Annotated in this window: 23 protein-coding genes; 17 read left to right on the top strand and 6 right to left on the bottom strand. The window is 37.5% G+C overall.

The features are described 5' to 3' along the window. Positions 1–12: 12 nt before the first annotated feature. On the bottom strand, positions 13–1,338 hold the full coding sequence (locus NST46_RS00215; RefSeq protein ID WP_118889929.1) for a short-chain fatty acid transporter: 1,326 nt from the start codon (positions 1,336–1,338) through the stop codon (positions 13–15). A 377-nt stretch (positions 1,339–1,715) separates the two neighbouring features. Here NST46_RS00215 and NST46_RS00210 point away from each other — a divergent pair, with 377 nt between their 5' ends. From NST46_RS00210 to NST46_RS00165, 10 genes are all read left to right on the top strand, one after another. Continuing rightward, entirely contained in the window at positions 1,716–2,342 is a 627-nt protein-coding gene (locus NST46_RS00210) for a metal-dependent hydrolase (protein ID WP_095310635.1), read from the top strand. 238 nt (positions 2,343–2,580) lie between these two features. After that, positions 2,581–3,573, top strand: a complete 993-nt coding sequence (locus NST46_RS00205; protein ID WP_118889930.1) for a TAXI family TRAP transporter solute-binding subunit — start codon at positions 2,581–2,583, stop codon at positions 3,571–3,573. Positions 3,574–3,686: 113 nt separating this feature from the next. After that, complete coding sequence (locus tag NST46_RS00200) at positions 3,687–5,645, top strand: TRAP transporter permease (RefSeq protein WP_341136560.1); 1,959 nt, start codon at positions 3,687–3,689, stop codon at positions 5,643–5,645. A 302-nt stretch (positions 5,646–5,947) separates the two neighbouring features. Next, on the top strand, positions 5,948–7,111 hold the full coding sequence (locus NST46_RS00195; RefSeq protein WP_095310628.1) for a hypothetical protein: 1,164 nt from the start codon (positions 5,948–5,950) through the stop codon (positions 7,109–7,111). Between the two features lie 21 nt (positions 7,112–7,132). Further along, positions 7,133–8,377, top strand: a complete 1,245-nt coding sequence (locus tag NST46_RS00190; RefSeq protein WP_095310626.1) for a metal-dependent hydrolase family protein — start codon at positions 7,133–7,135, stop codon at positions 8,375–8,377. 195 nt (positions 8,378–8,572) lie between these two features. Further along, on the top strand, positions 8,573–9,358 hold the full coding sequence (motA, locus tag NST46_RS00185; RefSeq protein ID WP_095311067.1) for a flagellar motor stator protein MotA: 786 nt from the start codon (positions 8,573–8,575) through the stop codon (positions 9,356–9,358). After that, positions 9,351–10,133: a flagellar motor protein MotB gene (gene motB / locus NST46_RS00180; RefSeq protein WP_118890436.1), complete on the top strand. Its 783-nt coding sequence runs from the start codon at positions 9,351–9,353 to the stop codon at positions 10,131–10,133. Before motA ends, motB begins: the two co-directional genes overlap by 8 nt. Before the next feature lie 374 nt (positions 10,134–10,507). Continuing rightward, entirely contained in the window at positions 10,508–10,969 is a 462-nt protein-coding gene (locus NST46_RS00175; protein WP_095311070.1) for a chemotaxis protein CheX, read from the top strand. A gap of 407 nt (positions 10,970–11,376) precedes the next feature. Continuing rightward, on the top strand, positions 11,377–13,404 hold the full coding sequence (locus NST46_RS00170) for a chemotaxis protein CheA (protein WP_341136559.1): 2,028 nt from the start codon (positions 11,377–11,379) through the stop codon (positions 13,402–13,404). Between the two features lie 15 nt (positions 13,405–13,419). Continuing rightward, the gene (locus tag NST46_RS00165; protein ID WP_095311073.1) at positions 13,420–13,890 is read left to right on the top strand and encodes a chemotaxis protein CheW; all 471 of its coding nucleotides are present in this window, start codon (positions 13,420–13,422) and stop codon (positions 13,888–13,890) included. Between the two features lie 48 nt (positions 13,891–13,938). On the opposite strand, the gene NST46_RS00160 is transcribed toward NST46_RS00165, so the two are convergent. The 3 genes from NST46_RS00160 to NST46_RS00150 all read right to left on the bottom strand — a co-directional run bounded on the left by NST46_RS00160 (position 13,939) and on the right by NST46_RS00150 (position 16,305). Next, positions 13,939–15,279 (bottom strand): gluconate:H+ symporter, encoded by a 1,341-nt coding sequence (locus tag NST46_RS00160; protein WP_095311075.1) that lies wholly within the window; start codon positions 15,277–15,279, stop codon positions 13,939–13,941. 267 nt (positions 15,280–15,546) lie between these two features. Next, on the bottom strand, positions 15,547–15,867 hold the full coding sequence (locus NST46_RS00155; protein ID WP_341136558.1) for an ArsR/SmtB family transcription factor: 321 nt from the start codon (positions 15,865–15,867) through the stop codon (positions 15,547–15,549). Beyond that, positions 15,868–16,305: an SRPBCC family protein gene (locus NST46_RS00150; protein WP_118890438.1), complete on the bottom strand. Its 438-nt coding sequence runs from the start codon at positions 16,303–16,305 to the stop codon at positions 15,868–15,870. A 221-nt stretch (positions 16,306–16,526) separates the two neighbouring features. Between NST46_RS00150 and NST46_RS00145 the strand changes: the two genes are divergently transcribed. From NST46_RS00145 to NST46_RS00130, 4 genes are all read left to right on the top strand, one after another. Continuing rightward, positions 16,527–17,714, top strand: coding sequence for an MFS transporter (locus NST46_RS00145; RefSeq protein WP_118890439.1), 1,188 nt, complete (start codon positions 16,527–16,529; stop codon positions 17,712–17,714). Positions 17,715–18,136: 422 nt separating this feature from the next. Further along, entirely contained in the window at positions 18,137–18,730 is a 594-nt protein-coding gene (locus tag NST46_RS00140; RefSeq protein WP_340002109.1) for a pyroglutamyl-peptidase I, read from the top strand. A 194-nt stretch (positions 18,731–18,924) separates the two neighbouring features. After that, the gene (locus NST46_RS00135; protein WP_341136557.1) at positions 18,925–20,103 is read left to right on the top strand and encodes an MDR family MFS transporter; all 1,179 of its coding nucleotides are present in this window, start codon (positions 18,925–18,927) and stop codon (positions 20,101–20,103) included. A 17-nt stretch (positions 20,104–20,120) separates the two neighbouring features. Further along, positions 20,121–20,870 carry a Cof-type HAD-IIB family hydrolase gene (locus tag NST46_RS00130; protein WP_341136556.1) on the top strand — a complete coding sequence of 250 codons (750 nt, stop codon included), beginning with the start codon at positions 20,121–20,123 and terminating at the stop codon, positions 20,868–20,870. Positions 20,871–20,938: 68 nt separating this feature from the next. Here the strand turns inward: NST46_RS00130 and NST46_RS00125 are convergent, their stop codons facing one another. Then, a complete protein-coding gene (locus NST46_RS00125) occupies positions 20,939–21,958 on the bottom strand; it encodes a YeiH family protein (RefSeq protein ID WP_340002108.1) in 1,020 nt (339 codons plus the stop codon). A 212-nt stretch (positions 21,959–22,170) separates the two neighbouring features. Here NST46_RS00125 and NST46_RS00120 point away from each other — a divergent pair, with 212 nt between their 5' ends. The 3 genes from NST46_RS00120 to NST46_RS00110 all read left to right on the top strand — a co-directional run bounded on the left by NST46_RS00120 (position 22,171) and on the right by NST46_RS00110 (position 23,977). Then, complete coding sequence (locus NST46_RS00120; RefSeq protein ID WP_341136555.1) at positions 22,171–23,049, top strand: LysR family transcriptional regulator; 879 nt, start codon at positions 22,171–22,173, stop codon at positions 23,047–23,049. A 79-nt stretch (positions 23,050–23,128) separates the two neighbouring features. After that, complete coding sequence (locus NST46_RS00115) at positions 23,129–23,311, top strand: cold-shock protein (protein WP_095311092.1); 183 nt, start codon at positions 23,129–23,131, stop codon at positions 23,309–23,311. A 219-nt stretch (positions 23,312–23,530) separates the two neighbouring features. Further along, positions 23,531–23,977 (top strand): IDEAL domain-containing protein, encoded by a 447-nt coding sequence (locus NST46_RS00110; RefSeq protein WP_095311094.1) that lies wholly within the window; start codon positions 23,531–23,533, stop codon positions 23,975–23,977. A 127-nt stretch (positions 23,978–24,104) separates the two neighbouring features. On the opposite strand, the gene NST46_RS00105 is transcribed toward NST46_RS00110, so the two are convergent. Beyond that, entirely contained in the window at positions 24,105–26,123 is a 2,019-nt protein-coding gene (locus tag NST46_RS00105) for a penicillin-binding transpeptidase domain-containing protein (protein ID WP_341136554.1), read from the bottom strand. Positions 26,124–26,160 lie beyond the last annotated feature (37 nt).

The following is a 26,160-nucleotide window of genomic DNA, read 5'->3' as shown; positions in this document are numbered from 1 at the left end:
GGGGTTTCCTTATTAAAATAGTAAAAGGCCAAGTGCAATTGGAATAAAACTAAACATTAAAATCATTACACAGAACCCCATAATATCTCGGATTTTTAGTCCTGCAATAGCAAGAACCGGCAGAGCCCAGAATGGCTGAATCATATTTGTCCATGCGTCTCCCCAAGCAACTGCCATAGCAGTCTTTGCTGTATCCGCACCGATTTCAAGTGCTGCTTGAATCATTATTGGTCCTTGCACAGCCCATTGTCCACCACCAGAAGGAACGAAAACATTCACAATACCAGCGCTGATAAATGTGAAAATTGGCAATGTGGCTGCTGTAGAAAAGCTGACAAACCATAATGAAATCTGTTCGGATAATCCAGATGAATCCATCATTCCCATGATTCCTGCATAAAAAGGAAATTGTACGATAATACCTCCCGCATTTTTAACTCCATCACTAACAGTATCGAGAAAACGGCGGGGAGTTCCGTGTAGAATAATCCCTAAGAAAAGAAAAATAAAATTAACTATATTTATATTTAAGTCAAATCCATTCATCACAAAATGATAACCTACAAATAGCAGTCCCATTAAACCGATTAAGAGTGAGAGGACCCGGCTATTCTCCATTCGTTCAGCAGGTGTTGTTGGTTGCGCAACCGCTGCGTTCACGATTTCTTTCGATTCTTCTTTCCATAATGACGTATTTGTTGGACTTATCGGATCGGCACCTTTTAATAAATATCGATTAAAAAATGGCAATGTAATTAATAGTGTAATAACAATAAATATATTAAATGGACTAAACAATGTATCTACGACTGGGATTATACCCATTGTATCTTCTAAAAAGTGTCCAGGGGTAGCTATGAGAAGTGGTACCGATCCTGAAAAACCACCATGCCAGATAAGCATTCCACTGTATGCGCTTGCGATTAAGATCCGATAATCGACTGCAGGAACTCGTTTTGCGACGTGAACAGCAAATAATGCCCCTACAACTAGCCCAAATCCATAGTTTATTAGACAAGCTACTAAAGCAACAAATGTAACAAGCATAACCGCCTGACCTGGAGTTTTTGCTAAATCACTAAGCTTAGCTAAAAAGCGTTTCACAACCGGTGTACTTGCTAAAATAAATCCGGTCACAACAACGAGGGACATTTGCATGCCAAAAGCAAGGAGATCCCAAAAACCATTTCCCCAATGGGTAACCATTTCCATTGGACCATTGTCCGTTAAGATAACCCCTAAAAAATAGACGAAAATGGTTAAAATAATTGCAAATAAAAATGCATCTGGTAAATAACGCTGAACTAATCTGTCAAAAAATGACGTTAAAAATCTCAATAGAATTCCTCCCTTTGCAAACATTTTTTAAAATAATAGTACCATAAATACAAAAATTATCATGCTGAAATATATGCTCGTCCTTAGGGAAATAGTATGATTTTGCAAGATAAGATAATCAAAAATATGGTTAAACGTGTCGATTTTGTTTGTATAACACACATAACTTGTTATTTTTGTGTAAAATAGAGCTTGGTGTTTTGGAGGATAGGAAAGCATAAAAACTTTACTATCTGTATAAGTGCAACGAATGCATTCGTCTAAAGTCTTGCATTTTAACGTATAAGTTCTACTAAGAATGCTTTCTACGAATCCCATTTACAAGTACCAGGTTTTCTAAAAATACCACATTAATTTGGAAAGAGATGATATATCATATGAATGGAACAGCACATGTTGCAATTGGAGCGGCTGCAGGCTTTGTCGTTGCGAATCAATTTGCATCGTCTCCTACGACAACATTACTTTTCGTTGGACTAGGAGGTGTTTCAGGCTTAATGCCTGATTTGGATATCGACGGAAAACTTCGAAGCAAAATAACATTCTCCCATAAAGTAATTCAATCAGCGGCTCAGTTAATTGGTGCATTGATGATTATGTACAGTCTTTATGAAGGAACAGCAACAGAACGACTTTTTGGGATGGGGATCGGCATAGCGATGATGGCATTATCAGCTTTGCTTAAACAAAAACATATGTTAATTATTACGGGGATAGGTATACTTGCTGGCAGTATTACGTTACAAGAAAAATGGCTAATGTTGCTTGGAGTTTACATATTAATAGCATCTTTCGTTTCTCATCGGAGTTACACACACTCCATTATAGGTACTATATTCTTCGGAATTATTGCTTTTCATTTACAGGAGTCTCTTGGAATCGAAGGTGTCTTCTATGCTTGTTTAGCTGGTTATATTAGCCATCTAGTTGCCGATAGCAAGTTTCTTCCGGTTAATAAGCGGGGAATTAAATTGTTTCTGCCTTTTTCCTCAAAGGAGTTTTAGCATGTGAAGTAGATTGTTGAATACTTCCAAACGGTTTGGAAACTTCCCTATAATTAGTAGTCGAGTCTATGGATTTGGCTACTAGTTTATTAGCTTCATTTTTGTCCAGATATTCCATTGAATAAATATTGAAATTTTTCTGAAATAATATATAATTAGTGTAAGGATTGGCTAACATTGGAAATCTACATAGTATTTAAGAATATCCGAAAAGTAAACATGATAAGGGGTTGATGGTGTGTTCAAAAGAATATTTTTGTTAACGCTTACATCTATTTTATGCTTATTTTTACTTATAGCCTGTGGTGGGGGAGGAGCAAATATTGCAATTGGTCCGCCTGCAAGTGAAACAAATGCGGTATCCAAATTAATTTTGGATGCCTATGGTATTGAAGATAGTGATTATAGTGCCTATCAAGAAGGCTTTGGAGACGCAGCAGATGGTGTACAAGACGGAAACATCGATGTTTCTATTGGTATTCTAGGTTTGCCTGCCGGTAATATTGAAAGTTTGCAAGCGTCTGTTGGTGATGTGAAAATGATTGGGTTATCAGATGATGCGATAGCATATATGGAAGAAAACAGTGGATACATGCGATACACGATTCCACAGGATACGTATGATTTTATGGATGAAGATATTGAGACCGTTACGGCATTTGCTGTTTTAGTAGCAAATACAGATTCAATTGATGAAGAGCTTGGATATGAGCTTGCGAAAAGTATGGTGGAAAATGCAAACGAAAATACACATGCACAGTCCGTGCATATGACGTTGGAAAATGCACTGCAAGGAGCAGAAGGCTTACCGATTCATCCTGGTGCTAAGCGTTATTACGAAGAGCAAGGGTTGGCGGTAGATAATGAAGTTGCAGTACTAGGCGCAACGGAACGAAAGAATGATTTAATTTTGGGAACGGGAAGTCAGGGCGGTACCTATTATCCACTCGGTGGAGAAATAGCGACGATTTGGAATAAGAATATTGAAGGATTAAATGTGACGAATACAGAAACGGGTGCTTCCATTGAAAACTTAGCCAGTATACGTGATGGGAATATGGATCTTGGTATGACAGTTCATGTACCGGCACTGGATGCAGTGCATGGAGAAGGTGACTTTGCAGAAAATGAAGTTACAAATGCAGCATTTATCGGTCATATTTACCCTGAAGTCGTTCAAATTGTTACACGGGAAAACACAGACATCACGAGCCTGGACGATTTAGAGTAAGTTATATAGAGGTACTTGGTTCCATATTTTAATTGCTATATAAGAATACAAAGAAGAGGATCTAGTAATTAAACCGGGATCCTTTTCTTACTATTTTATAAAGGTGTGATCGAATGAAAGAAAACTCCCAACTAGATGCTAAACAAATTTTAGAAAAATATGATCGCGAGAGCAATTACCGTGTAAACATTGGAAAGTGGGCTTGGGTCGTTTTATTTCTAGGTGTAGCTCTTACGCTATTCCATTTATATACAGGTTATTTTGGTACACTTCCATCACAGCAGCAAGGAGCAATTCACTTAGGAACAGCGCTTGGTCTTATGTTTTTACTGTTTCCTGCAAAAAAAGGATTACAAAAAAAACAAAAAACCGTTCCATGGTATGATGTGCTTTTAGCATTTACTGCAATTTATGTAACGTACCATAAGATTATTTTCTTTGAATCGATTCTTCAAAGTCGTATTTCTGGATATGGTACGTTAGATGTTATTATTTCTATTCTTGGAATTTTATTATTACTGGAAGCAACTCGTCGAACAGTAGGACTTCCTATTGTCATTGTAGCGAGTGTTGCGATTTTGTATGCTGTTTTTGGTAACTTTATGCCGACACAAATACTGTCACATCCAGGATTCGCCGTGGACCGGATTACCACAGACTTATGGTATAAGGAGATCGGTATTTTTGGTACGCCGATTCAAATATCAGCCAAGTTTATTTTCTTATTTCTTTTCTTTGGCGTTATTTTAGTGCACACGAAAATCGGTCAGTTTTTTAATGATATTGCACTTGCTTTAACGGGAAGATTTACGGGTGGTACTGCTAAAACAGCTGTAGTAGCAAGTGCACTGCAAGGTATGGTATCTGGAAGTTCGGTTGGGAATACAGTTGCTTCTGGATCGTTTACCATTCCAATGATGAAAAAGTCAGGGTTTAAGCCAGAATTTGCTGCAGCGACAGAAGCTTCTGCGTCTACTGGGGGACAAATTATGCCACCAATTATGGGAGCCGCGGCATTTATTATGATGGAATATTTAGGTGTGTCCTACGGAACAATTATGTTAGCAGCAATCGTTCCTGCTGTATTATATTTTACAGGTATCTTTATTGGAACTCATTTTGAAGCAAAGAAAATAGGTGTTATCGGATTACCGAAGGCTCAGCTGCCAGTTTTCAAGGAGTTAATGGTGAAAAATGGGTACATGCTTCTGCCGCTATTCATTATTATTGGAACGATTATGGTTGGTTTTACTCCACAACGAGCAGCATTAATGGGGATTTTCACTGCTTTTCTTGTTAGCTTAATTCGAAAAGACACACGAATGAGCGTTAAAAAAGTGTTTCTTGTTCTGGAGGAAGGTGCTCGGGTAGCACTGCCGGTAATTGCAGCAGTTGGAACGGCAGGGATTATTGCTGGAGTTGTAAGTATTACAGGCTTGGGAGCTAAATTTGCCGCAAGTATCATTGCGTTATCAGGTGGCATACTATTTTTCTCCTTAATTTTTACCATGATTGCTTGTATTATTTTGGGCATGGGACTTCCAACAACCGCTAACTATGTCGTGACAGCGACCATTGCAGCGCCTGTTCTAATTAATGATTTTGGGGTTTTACCGATAGCAGCTCATATGTTTGTCTTTTACTTCGGAATTGTTGCAGATATTACACCACCTGTTTGCTTGGCTGCATATGCTGGGGCTGGCATCGCTCGAGCAAATCCATTTAAATCGGGGGTAACAGCTGTGAAATTAGCCATAGCTGCATTCATTATACCGTATATATTCATTTACAATCCAATATTGTTGTTACAGGATATTACACCAATAAGACTCATTATTTCCTTATTAACTGCAATTATCGGAATGACCGCAGTTAGTAGCGCTGTGATTGGATTTTTCATAAGAAATTCCTATTCATGGGAGCGTCTGATTCTGTTTATTGCAGGTGTTATGCTTATTGTACCTGATTTGGTTATTAGTTTAATTGGATTATTACTCCTTCTCGGGGTTTGGTATATACAGAAACAGCGCAAGGATGACTCTGGAGAAATGAAAGCACGTTTATCTGTGTGAATTATTGAGTCCTATATAAGAGCTTTGTAAATGGAGAGTTGCGCTTTAATGTAACTCTCCATTTTATTTTAAGCTACACTTTCGTTATATAAGAAAATTTCGAGTTGAGTTTAAATAATGATAGCGAATACATGACGAAATTCGACAAAAATTTCAGATATTGTATTGATTTTTGAGAGGAAATGGGTTTATAATATCTAAAATTGCTCTAAACATTGGTTGCTATTATATAAAGGACCTGCTTGCATGGAGTGAATTTTCATAATAATAAAACTTTACATCTTAGATACGGAGGTCTTTTTATGCTAAGCAATCCACTTATAGCTACAACGCTTATTTTTGCATTGATTGCACTTGGAGAGTGGCTTTCGATCATCTCCAAAGCAAGAATTCCAATGCTTCTTACCGCGATGGTAGGTTATTTGATTTGTATTTGGACGGGAATATTCCCTAAAGATATTCTTGCAACATCACAATTCGCTGCATTAGGGGCGATGTTAGTTGGACCTGCTATTTTACACATGGGCACAATGATTCCTTTTTCACTCTTGAAAACCCAGTATAAAGCTGTATTAATTTCATTAGGAGGGATTATAGTTTCTGGTGTACTCATATTGGTTATTGTCTCATTTCTCTTTGACTATCCAACTGCGGTAGCGGGAATTGGGCCGCTCAGTGGAGGAGTTGTAGCACTAATTATTACTTCTGAAAAGTTAACAGAGATTGGGCTGACAAGCTTAGTAGTTATTCCAGCATTGATCGTTGCGTTTCAAGGATTATTGGGAATGCCGCTCGCGCAATATTTTCTAAGAAAATATGCGTTTACGATTCAAGAGCAGATAGATAATGGAACATTTAAGCCGATGGAAGATACTAAGCTTACAGCTACAAAGGAAACAGCTGCGAAGAGTCCAATTAAATCGAGTATGACATTAAAATTATTCTTTGTATTTGTAGGTGCAGCAATTGGTACGGCACTAGGTGAGGTAACACCAATCCATTACAGTCTTTGGTGTCTTGCATTTGGTGTAACAGGATTGAAGCTCGGTATCTTTGAACATAAATCACTGGAAAAAGCGAATTCATTTAACTTAACGATGATTGCAATTATATTTGTTGTTATTGGTACAATGGCTGATGTTAGTCCACAGGATGTATTAAACAACCTGCCTAGTATCATTGTTTTGCTTTTGCTTGGTACACTCGGTATTTCATTAGGTGGATTTATCGTTTCGAAGCTGCTGAAGTGGCACCCATATAAGGGAATGCCTGTTGCTTTAACAGCATTATTTGGGTTTCCGGCTGACTATATTCTTTGTGAAGAAGTAAGCAGAAGTATTGCAAGGAATAAAGAGGAAGAGGAAACCATTTTTAATGAAATGCTGACACCGATGCTAATTGGCGGGTTTACGACCGTTACCATTGCATCAGTAGTCATCGCGGGAATATTAGTTCAAACATTATAGGAATCGTTGGAGGGAAATAAAATGGGAAAAACAATAATTAAAAATGGATTGTTGATAGATGGAAATGGTGGAGAAATTCAACAAGGTGCAATTGTTGTTGTAGAAGGTAATTGTATACAATACGTTGGTCCCGAAAGTATGTATACTGCAGACGGTAATGAAGCAGTTTTGGATGCGCAGGGTGGAACGATTATGCCAGGTTTAATAGATACACACGTTCATATGATGCTCGAGTTTTCACCGGTTGCAAAAAGGCTGACAACTCCATTTTCTTTTATGTATTACCAAGCAGCAAAATACCTGGAAGCAACATTATACGCAGGCATTACTTCTGTTCGTGATGCACTTGGAGCAGATCTAGGTGTGAAAAAAGCAATTGAAGAGGGGCTTATTACAGGACCAAGAATGCAATTAAGTATTAACGCACTGACGATCACTGGCGGGCATGGGGATGGTTATACAGTCTCGGGTATAGAAATGGATCTTTTACCATCGGGTTATCCAGGAATGCCAAGTGGAAAATGTGATGGAGTAGAAGAGGTTCGCAAAAAAGCACGTGAAATGCTGCGTGCAGGTGCAGAAGTTATAAAGGTGCACGCAACTGGTGGTGTAACAAGTGCAACAGACCACCCGGAATTCACGCAATTTTCTCAAGCAGAATTAGAAGCGATTGTTGAGGAAGGAAAGTTTAGAAAAGGTGTCAAGGTAATGGCACATGCACAAGGTGCAGAAGGTATTAAAAATGCAGTAAGGGCTGGAGTACATTCGATTGAGCATGGAATCTTTCTGGATGATGAGGCAATTGAGTTGATGCTTGAAAAAGGTACATATCTCGTACCAACATTACTTGCTCCTGTTGGTGTTTTAGAAACAGCAGAGGAAGCAGGTATGCCTGATACTGCTGTAGAAAAATCAAAGGAAGTTATTGAAATTCATAAAGCAAGTATTGCAAAAGCCTATCAAGCCGGTGTGAAAATTGCTATGGGAACAGATGCAGGAGTTGTGAAACATGGAATCAACTTACGTGAGCTAGGTTTAATGACGGAGATTGGAATGTCACCGATGGAGTCCATTGTAGCTTCTACAAAAACTGCTGCAGAATGTCTCGGATGGGAAAATAAAGTTGGGACAATTGAAGCTGGAAAATTAGCAGATATTATTATCGTAAAAGGCAACCCGCTGGAGGATATTTCCTCTCTTGCTGACAATGATACGATTCAGATTGTAATGAAAGATGGAAAAGTAGAGAAGAACCTACTAAACTAATAAAAATAGCTTCCCTTTAAATTTTAAGGGAAGCTATTTTTAATTTTATATCCTTCAACAGGTAACTTCATTTTAATCCCTCCTAATAAATTATTATTTTACATTTAATAAACACCTTCATTACTCTATAAATTTGCCGATAATTAAATATAGAAGTTTATATGAATCTGACACAGATTTATCAGGAGGTCAACAATGGATAAAACATCAATTATTGGATTAATATTAGGATTAATTGCAGTAGGAGTTGGAATGGTGCTAAAAGGGGTAGGTGTTACAGCACTGATAAATCCTGCTGCTCTATTAATCATTATACTAGGGACAGTTGCTGCTGTCACAATAGCATTTCCAACGAGTACACTTAAAAATGTACCTACTCTATTTAAAATTTTATTTACGGAAACGAACAAAACAAATACGAGGGAATTAGTTGAAATGTTCAGTAGCTGGGCAGATCAAACACGTAGAGAAGGTATCTTATCGTTGGAAGAGCAGGTAAATGAAGTAGAGGATCCATTCCTAGCATCTGGGCTGCAACTAGCAATTGATGGACAATCTCCAGATTTCATTAAAGATATTATGCTGGAGAAGATTAGTGCGATGGAGCAGCGACACGAAGAAGGGGCTGCCGTTTTCACACAGGCTGGCACCTATGCACCTACCCTTGGAGTACTGGGGGCGGTTATTGGTTTAATTGCGGCCCTTGGTGATATGTCTAATATGGAAGCATTAGGTGCTGCTATTTCGGCTGCCTTTATTGCGACATTATTAGGAATTTTTACTGGTTATGTATTATGGCATCCATTTGCAAATAAGTTACGAGAGAAATCTAAAAAAGAAGTACTGCAAAAGGAAATCATGGTAGAAGGAATTCTTTCTATTACTACTGGCGATTCCCAGCTGATTGTACGAGAGAAGCTTGGTTCACTGCTTTCTTCTAAAGAATTAGCTGCGATGAAACAGGTGAATTCAGATGAGTAGAAGGAAGAAAAAGAAGCAATCACATATTGATGAATCTTGGCTTCTCCCATACTCTGATTTATTAACGCTTCTAGTTGCTCTATTTATTGTATTGTTCGCAATGAGTGATATAAACGTACAAAAGTACGAACAGCTTTCAGGTGTATTTCGTGATCAGTTTTCTGGTGGAGGCAGCGGGATTCTTGAGAATCATGAAATTCCAGTCAAGACACCAGTTGATTCTGGAGAACTTGAAAAAGACAATCAAGAGGATTCGGAAGAAGAAATGGATGAAACAATTTCGGATGGGGAGGGTGAACTTCTGCATCTTGAAGAACTAAACTCGACAATCCAAAACTATATTTATGAAAATAACCTAGCCGATGCGTTTGGTACAGAACTCACAGAAGAAGGGTTATTAGTTACAATTGTGAATGATGTATTTTTTGATTCAGGTAGTGCTGAAGTGAAGCAAGAAGGAATATCGATTGCACAGGAAGTTTCCAATTTACTGTACACAGAGCCTCCACATCAGATTGTAATTAGCGGGCATGCAGATGATGTGCCAATTGGCGACTCGCCGTTTGAATCCAATTGGGAACTGAGTGTTACCCGTGCACTTAACTTCATGCGGCTTGTTTTAGAAAATGAATCGCTTGACCCAACGCTTTTTAGCGCAAAAGGTTTTGGAGAGTATAAACCAATTGTTCCCAATACAAGTAAAGAAAATAGGGCGAAAAACAGACGAGTTGAGGTTTTGATTTTACCTAACTATGAAATTCATGTGGAAGACTAAATAATAAATTTCTAACAAACTAACAAGACAGCAAGGAATAAAAAACTACTATATCAATGTGGAGTTTTATGTGAGCTTAGGAGCTAAACTACTGATGTTTAGCTCCATTTTATTGTGTGGAAAAATATAAAATTTGAATGCTGTGGATAACTTAAATTCCGCTGCAGCAGCGTCCACAAAGTCGTATCGAGGCTTCACTCGACTCATGATACGATAAAGAAGACTTGACTACTGGCTAAAAATATTCCAAAAAATATAGCTAGTTTGCTACAAATTCTCCCGTATGTTCCGATATAGATAAAGTATTAATATTATATAGTTCTTTTTAACCAGTCCAAATTGACTTGTTAAACATAAATAATAGGGGGTACCCAATGATATCAACAAAAGAGGAACGTAATCGTTCAGTCGTATTTTTATTAAATGGAATGAATACATCTTTGAAATCAATCATTCCGATTCCATGTGAAATAGCAAAGCCCACATTGGTGGGAACCTCATTATCACTATCTTTTGGCGTTTTAATCGGATTTACAGGAGATGCCAAAGGAAAGCTGATTCTTGCAGGTGACCCATCTGTTTTTGCGGCGATAGGTGAAGCGATGTTTGGAATGGCTGTGGAAGGGGAGATGCTTGCTTCCTTTAGTGGTGAGCTAGGAAATATGCTAGCTGGTAACCTTTCTACAACGATTGTTCAAAATGGTATCAAGACAGACATAACAGCACCAACTATTTTGCAAGGAACTACTACTTTATCAGGCTATGAAAAAGCAGTGGAGCTCTCTGTAGAATTTGAAAAAATAGGGAAATTAGATATATATTTATTACTAGATTGATGCATATTGCTTCAATGGTAATTGGTACGAGTCAAAGAATATATTAATTTTCTGTTTATCCTCTAGGTAGAATTGCGGGATTCCTAAAATACTCCTTTATAAATCGTGTTTTTTGTCGATATAAAAGATAGGAACTTTAACCTACATAAGATAATGATAAAGGTTTTGTGTATAGTAATTAACTATGCTTAAAATCGTGGTAGAATTTATCACGCGTTAACGGACTGTAATACCCCAATTTCAAATCGTGAAAATACAAAAAACGTGAAGGTGAACAGTCTGTAAATTCCTTATTCTGTTCAACTAATATGCAGTGGAGGAGTAAGGGAAGGGAATCCCCTACTGCATGAATTTTCTCTTTATACAACCTTAAATTGACAAAATGGAAATAGAAAGGAAATGCTTTTATGGATACGGATCAATATTTAGAGGTGTTTTTGGAAGAAAGCCGAGAACATTTACAGGCAGTTAATGACAGTATACTTCAATTAGAAAAGCAACCCGAAGATTTAAATTTAGTGAATGAGATTTTCCGTTCCGCACATACATTAAAGGGTATGGCTGCAACAATGGGATATGAAGATATTGCATCCCTAACACATAAAATGGAAAATGTACTAGACATGATTCGCAACCATAAATTGAATGTTTCAACGACCATAATTGATGTTATCTTCTTAGCAATTGATGCTCTGGAAGACATGGTTGGTTCCATTCAAGCGGGAAACGATGGAAAGAAAGATGTTTCCGAATTAGTTCATCGTTTGGATCAGATCGAGAATGGCAAGCAAGATGTGCAAATAGAACGGCTTGCTACAGCCGAAGAAGTAAACACAGTTCAAACAGATATGCTTGGACTTGATGAATTCCAAGTTACAATTGTTGAACAAGCAAAAGATCAAGGGTTTTCACCATACCAAATAACAGTCGAATTGACGGAAGAATGTATTTTAAAAGGCGCACGTGCTTATATGGTTTTTGAAGCTTTAGAGGACCATGGAGAAATTATTCATACCAATCCATCTGTTGAAGAAATTGAGGAGGGGAATTTCGGACAAAGCTTTTTAATGATTTTCCTATCAACAGTAGCCCCAGAGATGGTAAAAGACATTATAAGCAAAGTATCAGAAGTGAAAGATGTAGAGATGGAGAGCTTGACTACAACCGTTTCTGAAGAGCAGCAAGAAGAACCTATTTTAGAAGAAAAGCTAGATGCGCAAACAGCGGCGGAAGAGGTTGCAGCAACTACTGAAAAAAGTGCGCCAGCTGTAGTGAATCATGCCTCCAAAACGATCCGTGTTAACTTGGAAAAGATTGATAATCTATTGAATTTATTTGAAGAGGTTGTTATTGATCGAAGTAGATTGGAAGTAATTGCTGAAGGTATGGAGAATCAGGAACTAACGGACACGGTCGAGCACATTAGTCGGGTTTCAAGCGATATGCAAAGTCTTATTTTAGCGATGCGAATGGTGCCAATTGACCAAGTATTTAATCGTTTCCCTCGAATGATTCGCGGGCTTGCAAAGGATTTAGGAAAGCATATTGATTTGGAGATTATTGGAGCCGATACAGAGCTTGATCGTACGGTAATTGATGAGATTGGTGATCCTTTAGTTCATTTAATTCGTAATTCAGTCGATCATGGCATTGAACTGCCGGAAGTACGAAAGCAAGCAGGAAAGTCGGAAGAAGGGAAACTGACACTTCGAGCTTTCCATAGTGGCAACCATGTTTTCATAGAAATTGAAGATGATGGCGCTGGTATTAACCATGAAAAGGTTAAGAAAAAGGCAATTGAAAATGGGATTATTACAACAGCTGAAGCAGACATGCTGACAAAAGATGAAATAGCTAACTTGATACTTTCATCTGGTTTTAGTACAGCTGATAAAGTATCTGATATTTCTGGTCGTGGTGTTGGTTTAGATGTGGTGAAAAATAAAATTGAATCGTTAGGTGGTCAAATTGCAATCGAGTCACAACCGGGTAGAGGAAGTATATTCTCGATTCAATTGCCACTTACGCTATCCATTATTTCAACACTACTCGTAAATGTGCAAAAGGAAATCTATGCAATCCCGCTTTCCTCGATTATAGAAACAGTTATCCTGGAAAAAGATCAAATGATGTTTGCGCATGGGAAGAAGGTTATGGATTTCCGTGGTAAAGTAGTTCCGCTTGTCTCACTGGCAACTGTTTTTGAAGTGCCATCACAGAAAGAGGATGAAAGTAAAGAGTACTCTGTTGTGATTGTGAAAAAAGGAGAAAAACTAACCGGGCTTATTGTTGATTCCTTTATTGGACAACAAGAAGTAGTATTAAAATCACTAGGAAATTATTTGAAAGATGTTTTCGCCATATCTGGTGCAACGATTCTAGGCAATGGAGAGGTTGCGTTAATTATTGATCCAAATGAATTGATGCCTAAGTAGAGTGGAGGAAGTTAAATGGCTGAGGAAGTAACAAAGTTTATTGTGTTTAAATTAAATAATCAATCCTTTGGTGTTGCAGTGCAGCAGGTTATTTCTATTGAAAGATTGCAGGAAGTTACAGCGGTTCCGCGTTCTTCGAAGTTTATTAAAGGCGTTACCGAATTGCGTGGTGAAACAACCCCAGTTATTGATTTAAAAGAACGACTAATGCTTACTGAGTCGGCAACAACAAATGATACCCGTATTTTAGTTGTTTCTGTTGAGAATATGCAAATCGGATTAATTGTTGATGCTGCGACAGAAGTAAAAGATATTGAACAAAATCAGATTCAGGCAGCACCAAAACTGGTTGCTGGGATTCATGAAACGTTTTTAAAGGGTGTTGCGAAGGTTGATAATCACCTGCTCATATTACTTGATCTCGAGCGTATAGTTGATTTGAATGAATCCAATGAGCTGCGGGAAGCGATAATGAGAGAAAGCTAAATATAAGTAAGAGGACTGCGTTCAGTTTGAATGCAGTCCTCTTTAACTTTAGAAGAATAATAGATCTAGTAATAAAACGATACCCAATCCGACAATAGATGTAGTGAATAGTAATAATCCCCATGTTTTGAATGTATCTTTAATGGATAGGTTGAAGTACTCTTTAAATAGCCAGAAGGATGCATCATTCACATGTGTAATTGTGTTACTGCCAGCTGCTGTTGCCAATACCATTAAAACAGGGTTTACATCAAAGGTTGTAATCAAAGGCCCTACAATACCAGCAGCCGTAATTGCGGATACAACACCAGTACCCGTTGCGATACGAATTAATGCTGTAATAAACCACGCCATAATTAATGGTGAGACAACCGTGTTTTCCATCATCCCAGCAATGTAATCGCCTACACCTGAATCAAGAATGATTTCTTTAAAAGCCCCACCAGCACCAACAATAAAGATAATCATAGCAATGCCCTTAATAGCACCAGAGAAGGAATCCATTACTTCATTCATTGTACGTCCTCTGCGCAGACCAAATACATAGACCGCAATTAATACAGCAAGCAGCAGACTTGTTTCCGCACTGCCTAGGAAGTTGATTAGATCATGAAAAAAAGTACCTTCATCAATAAACATATTTATAATTGTTGCTGCGGAAATCATAATTGCAGGAATTAATGGAATGATAACACTTGTAGCAAACCCTGGCATTTCATCATCAGTAAATTCCTTAGGTTTTTCCAATAGTGGTGGAACAGGACGATCCAGATTTTTCATTAGTCTTGGTAGAATAATCCCGGCAGCAATAACTGCTGGAATAAACACCACAATTCCAAGCATGTAGACCATTCCCATATCCGCACCATAAGCTTCAACCAATGCTGTTGGTCCTGGTTGTGGTGGGAATAGACTATGAGATAAAGTTGTAGCCGCTACCATTGTAATCCCAAGTTTCATATATGGTACCTTGGCTTCAATTGCAATGCTGATTACGAGAGGGGCAAGTATAATAAATGCAACCTCATAGAATACGGATATACCAAAGATAGCACCAACAATAATGAGAGCCCATTGAACATTTTTTACGCCAAATTTATTTAATAGAGTGGAAGCAATACGTTGTGCAGCACCTGAATCAACCATTAATTTCCCAAGTACAGCACCAAATCCAATGATTAATGCTAAACTTCCAAGCGTACTTCCTAAACCGGCTTTAATCGTATCAATAATTGCGGTAAGCTGCATACCATTTAAAAGTCCAACTAATATTGCTGATATGATTAGAGCTAGTACACTATTAAGCTTCACTTTCATATTTAAAAACAAGAGTAAAGCAACACCGAGTACAAGTGAGATAATCGGCATATTATTCATAATCCAATCCATGCTATTTCCTCCTAAAATTAAGTTTATTAATCCGCTTACAATAAAAAAATCGAAATAGGGAAGTACTATTCTTCCAAAATGTAGCGCTATCATTAATTTGTTTGCTAAACCAACTAATGAATTTATAGTATAAAACTTTCTTTTAATAGTCAATGGAGTGGAAAGAAGAAGTATAGTTCAGAATTCATAGAATAAGGAGGGCGGATATTATTAGACCTTTTGTATCTAGTGAGAAAAGGCTTATTACATGTAATAAGCCTTTATTTGCTATTCATCATCATCTTCAACTACATGCTTAAGAATTGATAATTTGTTAGTCCAAAATTGTTCATAATAAGCTAACCATTGTTTTATTTCTGTGAGCGGTTCTGGCTGCAATTGATAAATCTTTTCTCTGCCTATCTTTTCACCACTTACCAAACTTGCCTCAGAAAGTACGTGAAGGTGTTTAGCAATAGCTGTTCGACTAACGGGAAATTGAGATGCTATTTCAGAGATAGCTCGTTTTTTGGTCGAGAGCAAACGAAGAATTTCTCTTCTGGTTGGATCAGAAATGGCTTGGAATACATCATATTTTAGTGCTGCCACTTATGCTTCAGTAACCTTTCGAAGTTTGTTATGAATAATATTCGACCAGCCATTACTCATCCTTTCATGAATGATAGAGCTTTTCTCGTTTGCTTTTTGAATAACGGTATCCTCTGTTTTCCAGCCACTATGTATAAGCGTAAATTCCGTTTTTTTACCTAAGTCTTTTAATAGAAAGGAAATAATCCAACCTTCTGTATCCCATGAAAATATTATTTTGTTTGGCTCATCTATTTCCAGTACTTTACATGGGGATGGACCAAATGGGGATTGTAAGTGGAATTCCTGTCCAACAATTGGTTCAAAATCATTCGGCATAAACCATGATGCAATACCTTCTGATGTAGATACAGTATCCCATACTTTTTGTATCGTTGCATTTACAATAACAGTTTGTTTAATATCTTGTAAGTTTTCTATTTTAACTGCTCCTTCCATATAACACCTTTTGGTTTCGTAATTACTATATAACACCAATCGGTTTCGTGTCAAGGATTCTTAAGTAGATCTTTTGCACCGTCTTCACCGTGTATTTCCTAGGAAATACTGTAAATACCATACATATTAATCTGAAATATAATTTTTAATTTTTGCATAAATTGTGCTATAGTAAGAGTTAAAACCATTAGCATAATTAAGTACATAGGAAGTGTAGTGTAATGAATACACAAAAATATCATATAAAAGATTACTATTTTTGGAAAATATCTTTAAGCTTAGCATTTGCATCCTTTTTTGTTTTTGCGAGCATGTACATTGTACAGCCGCTTTTACCGTTGTATGTTAGGGAATTCAAAGTATCTGTATCAGAAGCGACGTTAACCTTATCAGCGACGATTGTAGGTTTGATTATTGGTTTAATCATTCTTGGTTTTTTCTCCGATCGAATTGGGAGAGTAGCTATTATTAAATATTCTTTAATCGGATCGGTTATCCCATTTTTATTAATTCCTATGTTGGATTCGTTTTACCTTTTTGTGTTATTACGGTTTATTCAAGGTTTTGCGCTAGCTGGATTACCTGCTGCATCTCTTGCTTATTTAAACGAGGAGATAGACCGTTCCAGTGTCGGAATTGCAACGGCGTTGTACATCGCTAGCAATGCACTTGGCGGGATGGCTGGGAGAGTTTTGGCTGGCTATCTAACAGATATATATGCCTGGGAAACTGTATTCTATATTTTTGCAGGCGGTGGATTACTAATTGTAGGACTTGTTTTTATTTTTTTGCCAAAGTCTCGATTCTTTAAAGCGAGCAATCTATCATTTCGTAAAGACTTGGAAGGGATGATTTTTCATTTAAAAAATCCAACTATTATTATGATTATTGGAATGGGGGCTGTACTCCAGCTTTCGTTTACATCTATATGGACCTATTTGCCGTTTCATCTGGAAGCAGAGCCTTTTTCACTCTCGACAAAAGCAATTTCTTACACCTTTTTTGCCTATGGATTTGGAGTAATAGGAGCTCCGATTGCGGGCTGGCTAGCGGGTGGGATGGGGCTTAAGGTCGTACGTATCATAGGAATCCTTGTCCTATCGACTGGTATTTTAATGACATTCAGTTTATCCTTGCCAATAATCATAATTGGCTTATGCGTATCCTGTTTAGGTTTTTTTACCGCACATTCATTGACGGCAACCTTTGTCGCAGAGGAGGCTGCACATCATAAAGGTGGAGCATCGAGCCTGTATTTAGTGGCATATTATGTTGGTGTTACGCTTGGAAGTTCTGCAGTCGGACCAATCTGGAATATAGCAGGGTGGAATGCAATTGTGGGGATAGCAGGAATACTACCGGTAGCTTATTTAGTTTTAGTAATAGTCGTACAGAAAAACGTGCGATAAGCCTAGTTGCATGCAAATCGATAATAGAAATAAAACGAGAGATGGTACAAATCCATCTCTTTTTTCAGTAGAAAACTATAAAATTTGAATGCTGTGGATAACTTAGTTACCTAAACGGCTACGTCCAGCTCCAGCGCCCAGCGACTAGCGAGACTTCCCTCACCTCCTTACGATAAGTCAACATCGACTCCCTGCGGTCTCCGTGTTTCCTTTATCTCCTACGGCTCAGTCCAGTCCGTACGTCGCTAACCGGGCGCTTGCGCTTTTGTTCGTAGAAAACTATTTATCACGCTGAGCTGGTTATTAAATGATCACCTTTTTTATTATTAGGATGCGATACAAGAATTAGATATGTTAATCGAATATTTATTAAATTTATCGTATAATAGATTTAAATGTAAAGAGGGAGTTGCAGTAATAGAATGAAATTATTATTGACTGGATTTGAACCTTTTCTAAATAACGCAATCAATCCAACAGAAATGATTGTTAATGAACTGCATGGTCAAAGAATAAACGATTATCAAATTATCGGTGAAGTTTTACCAGTTGAATTTAATAAATCAGGTAAGCAATTCATTGAATTGTTGAAAAAGCATAAGCCTGACGCTGTCATTTCACTTGGTTTAGCAGCAGGGCGTAATCAGATTACGCCCGAGCGAATTGCGATTAATTGTAATGATGGCCCAGTTGATAATCTCGGATATAAGCCGAATGGAGAGAGAATCTTTGAAAGTGGTCCGGACGGTTATTTTAGTAAGCTCCCAATCCATGAAATAGTAGAATCGTTAAAAAAGCATGGGTTACCAGCGAAAATCTCGAACACAGCAGGAGCTTACCTATGTAATAATGTCATGTATCATGGTTTGCATTATTTTGAGGAGAATGGTCGAAAAGTGCCTTCTGGCTTTATTCATATACCGGCATCTCATCCGCTAGCGGTTGAAAGAGATATACCAAGCTGGGCTGATGCTGATTTAATTAAAGGAATCCAAATCGCAATTGCTTGTTTATGATAGGAATTCATGTGAATCAATCTATTATTAACAGCTGAGTTTCTCTTGGAAATTCATCTATTTATGATCTGCCTTTTTAATAATTAATTCGTTTAACTTGCTCTGGATGAAATAAACTGCTAGGAAGTATTGATTTGCGTCCTGAAATGGATTAAACTGGTCTAGTTAATCATGAATGAAGGAAGATGATAAATATGCCTAGGTATATTTGGCTGCTAGTGATTGCAACTGTAATCAACGTAACTGGTGGCTCTTTTCTATGGCCTTTAAATACGATATATATGCATAATGAGCTTGGTAAAAGTCTTGCTTTTGCTGGGTTCATTTTAATGTTCAATCAAGGCGCATCCATTGTGGGAAACTTGCTTGGCGGAGCACTTTATGATAAGTATAGTGCGTATAAAACAATTCTTGCAGGAACATTTCTAGCAATGATTGCTTCCGTTATTCTAGCGTTTAATCATGGTATCGTGGCTTACTCCATTTTATTAATTATTATTGGGTTTGGAAATGGTATCACTTGGCCAATTATGTTTGCGATGGCTGGTTCCCTATGGCCAGACGGTGGCCGTCGAGCATTTAATGCCGTATATGTTGCCCAGAATTTAGGTGTAGCACTTGGAGCATCATTTGGGGGCTATGTGGCAAGCTTTTCATTTGATTATATTTTTATTGCAAATGCGCTTGTGTTTATTCTCTTTTTCCTGTTAGTACTGTTTACGTTCAAAGGAATGGATCAGTCAAAAGATCGTCAAATGCATACGTCAGTCCTTGAGCAGCGGGCAAAAATTCACAATAAAACTGCTTTTATTTCATTACTAATTTTATGTAGTGGATTCTTGGTTGTATGGATTGCATATAGTCAATGGCAGTCAACAATTGCTTCCCATACACAATCGATTGGCATCCCGCTTGAACAATATAGTTCTCTATGGGCAATAAATGGTTTTCTTATCGTTCTGGCGCAACCTCTGGTAAAATGGTTTACAGATAGAATAACTTCACCAAAACAGCATATTCATATTGGAACCTGTATCTTGATAATTTCCTTCACGATTGCCATGTTTGCTGAGAATTTTACAATGTTCGCTGTTGCAATGGTCATCTTAACAATAGGTGAGGTCCTTGTGTGGCCAGCCATTCCAACACTTGCAAACAAGCTTTCTCCAAAAGGACGTAGTGGATTTTATCAAGGAATCGTTAATAGTATTGCGGCATTAGGAAGAATGATTGGACCTGTTCTTGGTGGATTTATAGTTGATTTCTACAATATTCAATTATTATTTATCATTGTAATTGTATTACTGTTTATTCCTTTTATTACAACGAAATTTTTTGAAAAGGATAATCAGATGAAAAGACAAACCATGTAAAGAAAAGGAGCATTTAAATGACAGTAGAAAAGAAAGCTATTCAGTTAATTGCACTAGATATGGATGGGACATTGTTAACAAGTGATCTCGAAGTATCTCATCGTACACAAATGGCGATAAAGCAGGCTTTGGAAGAAGGGATTCATGTAGTCCTAAGTACAGGGCGTGGGATTCATACGTGCTACCCATACGCAGAACAGCTGCAGCTTCAATCTTATTTAATAACTGCAAATGGTGGACAAATATGGACAGTAGAAAAAGAACTATTGGATCAGCATCTTTTGGATGCGGCGTTAATCGAGAAAATGTATAATCTTGGTACACAAGTCGGGGTAGAGATGTGGATGATCTCTACAAGCGGTGTATTTCGAGAAGAAACTCCAGGTAATTTCAATGACTATGAATGGTTGAAGTTTGGCTGCCAATCTGAAGAAAAGCAGAAATTAGATATTATGATTTCGGAGCTATCCAAGTATGAGGAGCTGGAGTTAACGAATTCCCTACCAATAAATGTGGAAGTCAATCCGAAAGGTGTAAGTAAAGCGAGAGCACTACAATTCCTTTGTAATAAGATCGGTATAACGATGGATGAAGTAATGGCTGTTGGCGATAGTCTAAACGACATCAAGATGATTCAAGAAGCCAGTATTGGTGTTGCAATGGGAAATGCACAAGAAGCGATTAAAAAAGTAGCAAATCACGAGACAGATACGAATAATAATGATGGTGTTGCTAAAGCGATTGAGAAATTTGCGTTGTCAAAATAAGCTAATGAAAGTGAGCTGCAAGATGAAATGCAGCTCACTTTTTTCAATCTCTGTGATAGTGAGTTATTTTAAATACCTGCAATCCAATACATCAATACTGATACGAGCACAGATGTGATTAACATTGCATAGAACGGACGAAGTGCTTTACTTTTCACATCTTTTAAGCTGACGTTTAGCCCCAATCCAACCATTGCGGAGGTTAAGATGAAGGTCGTAGCAATACTAATACCATTCATAACACTGTCTGTTACTGGAATCGCATTTCCAAGAACATAGCTTCCAATAATACTCATTGCGATAAAGCCTAATAAAAACATAGGGAATTTAACTTTTGCATGATCAGCCCCGGCTTGTGATTTACGGCTCCTTATCCAAAGAATCATGACAAAGCATAACGGTACTAATAAGAATACACGCCCAAGCTTAGCTAAAAGCGCCATAGCGAGTGCTTCTTCACCTGCAGGATCTGCAGCCAATGCTACGTGTGCTAGCTCATGTAAGCTTAGACCAGACCAAATGCCGTATTGCACATCAGAGATTGGAAGAATCGGCAACAATAAAGCGTAAATAATGGAGAAAACAGTACCGACTAATGCGATAATCCCGACGCTGATTGCTGTATCCTCTGCTTTGGCCTTTACAATAGGTGCTACTGCCGCAATTGCAGCTGCACCACAAATTCCAGTTCCAACACCGAGTAACAGTGCAATCTGAGTGTTCCCTTTAAATAATTTTGCCAAATACACAGTGACTAAAATAGCGAAGATAATGGTTATTGCTCCTTTTACAAGAAGACCAATTCCATCCTGGAAAATTACATCGATATTCAATTTTAATCCATATAAAATAATTGCTAAACGTAATAAATATTTTGATGAAAACTCAATACCCTTTCGAAAAAATTCCGGATAACCAAAAGCTTGACGATAAACGATTGCCAAAAGGATTGCACAAGCTAATGGACCAACTCGGTTTAAACCGGGAATTAAGGATAGTAAATAGCCAGCCAAAGCAAAAATAAATGTAAATCCAATACCTAACAGAAGACTTTTCCAATGATTGGATTTGTTCGTTAATGTACTCATTCTCATTCCTCATTTCATTATTCTATACACAATTATAGATCCAGTTGTATAATAAGGAAAATAAATTATTAGAATAATAATAATAAGCAAACCTTATTATTAAACTTTCCTAAGGGTTAATAGAGTCGGTCAGAATATCTTTCATTCGTAATGAGAATAATGGTTCTTTAGCCTAGCATTGATTCATACTATTGAAAGAGGTGGATATTTTAGTGGATCAGCATTTGATTGTTTTTAAGGAAGTAGCACAGCGGAAAAACTTTTCAAGAGCTGCCAAGGAATTACACATGTCACAACCGGCAGTCAGTCAATATATTGCAGCTTTAGAAAAAGAGCTTGGTGTTCGACTACTAGAAAGAAGTAATAAATTTGTAGAACTGAATAGAGCTGGAGAAATTGTTTATCAATATGCCGAGAAAATTTTACGTAACTATGATCAGATGCGAATTCTTGTTTCTGATTTAGAAAATGAACCAAGTGGTCAATTGAAAATTGGAGCCAGCTACACAATTGGCGAGTATGTTCTTCCGAGGTTTTTAGCTAAATTGCAAGAAGAATTTCCTAATATCATTCCAACTGTAACAATAGGGAATACAGAAGACATTGGAGCAAAACTTGTACAGCATGAAATCGATATTGGATTAGTTGAGGGAAATTTTACACATCATCAGGTTTCCACCCGGCAATTTGCGACAGATGAAATGTATATAATTGCTGGGACAGGCCAATCCTTTAAAGAGGAAGCATGTATTTCTATAAAAGATTTAGAAAATGAAACATGGATTATTCGCGAGGAAGGTTCTGGAACGAGAAAAATGCTTGAGGATTTTTTTCAACGAAGTAATTTAGAGCCAAAAAGGATTTTAACATTTGGAAGCACACAAACGATCAAGGAAGGGGTTGAATCCGGCCTTGGGATAAGCTTGCTTTCCAATCTAACATTTAAAAAGGAACAAAAGCTTAAAAAAATCCAGAGAATCTTTGTTGAGGGTACACCAATAAAGCGAAAGTTCTCTATCATTAAAAATTACCATGAGTTCCAGCCAAAAGCACTGCAGGTATTTGAAAACCTGGTAAAGCAAGAAGCATAGTTGATTCATTTCAGATACCCTTACATTGATGCTGAAAAAGGAGTATAATAAGTAGTGTAGAAGGAAAGGGGATGCTATCATGTCATTTTCTCGCGGACCAAGAGAACCGGTTCCAGAGGTGGAAACAAACGTATGGTCATGTACTAGTGATGACTGTCAAGGCTGGATGAGAGAGTCATTCAGTTTTGCTGAAGAACCAACATGTCCATTATGTAACTCAACAATGGACCGGGAAGTTCGAGTAATACCGGAAATGAAGTAGGAAATAGTATCTCAGGCAGTTGTATAAGTTTCAGCATAGAAAATCCCAGTCAGGTTGATTGGGTTTTTCTTTTAACTATGTATTCAATTATGGGAAGTAGGTACAGCACATCTATGTATGTGCCATGAAATTTTCACTTGTATAATTCTATAATTTCGTGTAAAATTAATTAACTGAAAATTTAGATTGACAGGTTTATAAAACTAGGAGGTGTAAACTATGGTAACTGTTAAAATGCTAAAGCCGTATTACATTAAAACAGAAGAGGAATACGTCCGAGTTATACTTGCATATCAATATTTTTCGGTAGTGATTAATAAAAAAGTTTATCAATTTATTCCTGTAGAAGCTAATGAGATTCGAATTAACCGTAAAACGAAAAAAGTGGAGAATCTAGATGCGGTTTTTGCTTTTCAAAACGGAAAAGACGTTGTAAATGTAACAATGTCCAAGCTCATCTCCATTCCTGATTTCCTTCAGCAGCTACATTCTATCGCAGAAACGTATTACCAAAACGATGACGCTAACATAATTAAAACAGAGCAAGAAAAAATGACCCTTCTTTTTATTCGTGAAATGGAAAGAGAAAATGTTAAAAGATTAATTGACATTGCTTTAGATAAATATGATGAAGATGCATTTTATAAACTGACAAAGCTATTATAAATCGATTTAAAGTAAGCGCTTACTGTAATGAACTAATTCTAAATAGGTTATTCTCTTACAAAAAAATCTACTTCTCACATATTGAGAAGTAGATTTTTGGTGGTTGAAAGGTTCAATACGAATAGCTTTATTTAATTGCCTTAAATGCATCTGTAACCTTTTTCGTAGCGAGACCACTTTCTTTATCTTGTACCTGTTCAACCATCATTGCAATAATCATATCTTGATCATCTGTAGGGTAGCCAACAAACCAACCATTTTCATCACCAGATGAATCATTCGTTAATTTCAACTCAGCAGTACCGGTTTTCCCCGAAATCGGAAAATCTGCATCCTGTGCGTTTCGAGCAGTACCATCTGTAACAACTTTTCTTAGTGCATCCTTTATCGCATTTGCATGTTCAGAAGTAACTAACTCATCTTTCCACACTTGTCCAGTTTCTTCACTTGTAAGCAAGGTTGGTTTCACCATTTTTCCATCATTTAAGAATGGTGCATACGTCATTGCTAAATGAAGGACATTCATTTCCAGCTCACCTTGTCCATAACTAGCGTTTGCTAGCAAGACTTCATCATCTAATTTGCCGCTTGATGAAATAGTTGATGCGGTTATTGGGTATTCAAAAGGGAAGTCCTCTTCAAAGCCAAAGTCTTTTAATCCAGTTGTGTATGCTTCGGCACCCATTTCAACTGCTTTTCTCGCAAAAAAGATATTATCGGAGCGTATTAATGCATCGGCAAGATCAACAGGACCGTTAGAAGTAGAAACTCGACGAACTTCATAATCTCCCCAGCCTTCTCCATTACTCCATGTTAGGCCGTTAATCTCTATACCTTCACCAAGCACAATGGAACCATTTGACAATCCAATTGATCCTGTAATTGGTTTAATTACAGAACCAGGTGCGAAGGTAGCGGAAAATCTGTTGAGTACAGGGTTTCGTTCGTCTTCCTCTAATTCGCCCCAAAGGTTACCAGATGTACCATATAAAACTTCATTCGGATCGAAGGAAGGACTGCTTACAAGCGCTAACGTTTCGCCAGTCTTTGGATCAACTGCAGCAGCTGTACCAGCATCTTCTTCAAACGTATTGAATATTTTTTCTTGTATATTAATGTCAATGGTCGTCGTAATAGTCTTTCCATCTTCAACAGGAATCTCAGCAAGAACAATATCCTCTTCATTCTCATTTGCAATAAGAATACTTACACCTTTTTTTCCTTTTAGCTGTTCTTCATAAAGCTGTTCCAACCCACGTGACCCTATTTTGTCGTTTTCACTGTACTGATCAGCGTCAAGTGTTTCTAAATCATCGGATGTTACATTACGGATATAACCGACAAGATGAGTTGCTGCTTCACCTGCAGGATAAACACGACCAGTAACTTCCTGTGATTGGACACCTTCAATGGCTAACAATTCGGACAGAAAAGATTCTTCTGGAAGTACACTTTTTAGTGGGACAAATAAATTATCCTCAACCCATCCCGCGTTCAAAGCCGTATCGATTGTTTCAGTGCTCATTCCTAGAAGATCCGCAACCTTCTGTTTTGACTGTTCAGGATTGTCACCCAGATTGCCTGGAACAATACCAATCTCATAAATCGTATCATTAATCGCTAGTGGCATTTGATTACGGTCAAGAATTTCTCCGCGTTTTGGATTCGTTGTCTGTATACGAATTTGACCATTTTCTTTTAAATCAGGAAAGATAAAGCCAGTTTCCCATTCAATATACCAATTCTTTGAATCTTCATCTTCTGTTTCATCATCTTGCTGAATAAGGGTTGCTTCATGTTCAAAACTAACCGGTCCAGCAAGTGTTTCTAATTGGACAGAAAATGGAATAGTTGCCGTTCCTTCTTCCATAGCTACGTCCAACTGTTCTTCCGTTAATTCCTCAAAACTCACTTCAAGGTCAGATACACCTATATCTTCATAGATAGTTTGTGTGCGTAATACAGACTGTTCTTCAGAGTATGTATTAGCTGCATTTACAGAAAATAAATCATACATTTCATCAAATTTAAGTTCGTTCCAGTGTGTTACATAGTCTTGAAAGCGATCATTCGGTGTTGCTTGATCTTTTTCAGAGCATGCACCTAGAATGAGTAGAAATGCAAATAAAATAATAATTCGTTTCATACCAATTCCCCCAAGTCTTATTTAACTGAAAAGATGT

This window comes from Oceanobacillus sp. FSL W7-1309, from assembly GCF_038002145.1.
Taxonomy (GTDB): domain Bacteria; phylum Bacillota; class Bacilli; order Bacillales; family Amphibacillaceae; genus Oceanobacillus; species Oceanobacillus profundus.
This window is presented reverse-complemented; position numbering and strand designations above follow the sequence as displayed.

What these genes read in the sequence shown, in the direction of transcription:
- NST46_RS00210 (WP_095310635.1), top strand. Translation starts at nt 1,716, where the DNA reads ATGAATGGAACAGCACATGTTGCAATTGGAGCGGCTGCAGGCTTTGTC.
- NST46_RS00200 (WP_341136560.1), top strand. Translation starts at nt 3,687, where the DNA reads ATGAAAGAAAACTCCCAACTAGATGCTAAACAAATTTTAGAAAAATAT.
- NST46_RS00195 (WP_095310628.1), top strand. Translation starts at nt 5,948, where the DNA reads ATGCTAAGCAATCCACTTATAGCTACAACGCTTATTTTTGCATTGATT.
- NST46_RS00190 (WP_095310626.1), top strand. Translation starts at nt 7,133, where the DNA reads ATGGGAAAAACAATAATTAAAAATGGATTGTTGATAGATGGAAATGGT.
- motA (WP_095311067.1), top strand. Translation starts at nt 8,573, where the DNA reads ATGGATAAAACATCAATTATTGGATTAATATTAGGATTAATTGCAGTA.
- motB (WP_118890436.1), top strand. Translation starts at nt 9,351, where the DNA reads ATGAGTAGAAGGAAGAAAAAGAAGCAATCACATATTGATGAATCTTGG.
- NST46_RS00175 (WP_095311070.1), top strand. Translation starts at nt 10,508, where the DNA reads ATGATATCAACAAAAGAGGAACGTAATCGTTCAGTCGTATTTTTATTA.
- NST46_RS00170 (WP_341136559.1), top strand. Translation starts at nt 11,377, where the DNA reads ATGGATACGGATCAATATTTAGAGGTGTTTTTGGAAGAAAGCCGAGAA.
- NST46_RS00165 (WP_095311073.1), top strand. Translation starts at nt 13,420, where the DNA reads ATGGCTGAGGAAGTAACAAAGTTTATTGTGTTTAAATTAAATAATCAA.
- NST46_RS00160 (WP_095311075.1), bottom strand. Translation starts at nt 15,279, where the DNA reads ATGGATTGGATTATGAATAATATGCCGATTATCTCACTTGTACTCGGT.
- NST46_RS00150 (WP_118890438.1), bottom strand. Translation starts at nt 16,305, where the DNA reads ATGGAAGGAGCAGTTAAAATAGAAAACTTACAAGATATTAAACAAACT.
- NST46_RS00145 (WP_118890439.1), top strand. Translation starts at nt 16,527, where the DNA reads ATGAATACACAAAAATATCATATAAAAGATTACTATTTTTGGAAAATA.
- NST46_RS00140 (WP_340002109.1), top strand. Translation starts at nt 18,137, where the DNA reads ATGAAATTATTATTGACTGGATTTGAACCTTTTCTAAATAACGCAATC.
- NST46_RS00135 (WP_341136557.1), top strand. Translation starts at nt 18,925, where the DNA reads ATGCCTAGGTATATTTGGCTGCTAGTGATTGCAACTGTAATCAACGTA.
- NST46_RS00130 (WP_341136556.1), top strand. Translation starts at nt 20,121, where the DNA reads ATGACAGTAGAAAAGAAAGCTATTCAGTTAATTGCACTAGATATGGAT.
- NST46_RS00125 (WP_340002108.1), bottom strand. Translation starts at nt 21,958, where the DNA reads ATGAGTACATTAACGAACAAATCCAATCATTGGAAAAGTCTTCTGTTA.
- NST46_RS00115 (WP_095311092.1), top strand. Translation starts at nt 23,129, where the DNA reads ATGTCATTTTCTCGCGGACCAAGAGAACCGGTTCCAGAGGTGGAAACA.
- NST46_RS00110 (WP_095311094.1), top strand. Translation starts at nt 23,531, where the DNA reads ATGGTAACTGTTAAAATGCTAAAGCCGTATTACATTAAAACAGAAGAG.
- NST46_RS00105 (WP_341136554.1), bottom strand. Translation starts at nt 26,123, where the DNA reads ATGAAACGAATTATTATTTTATTTGCATTTCTACTCATTCTAGGTGCA.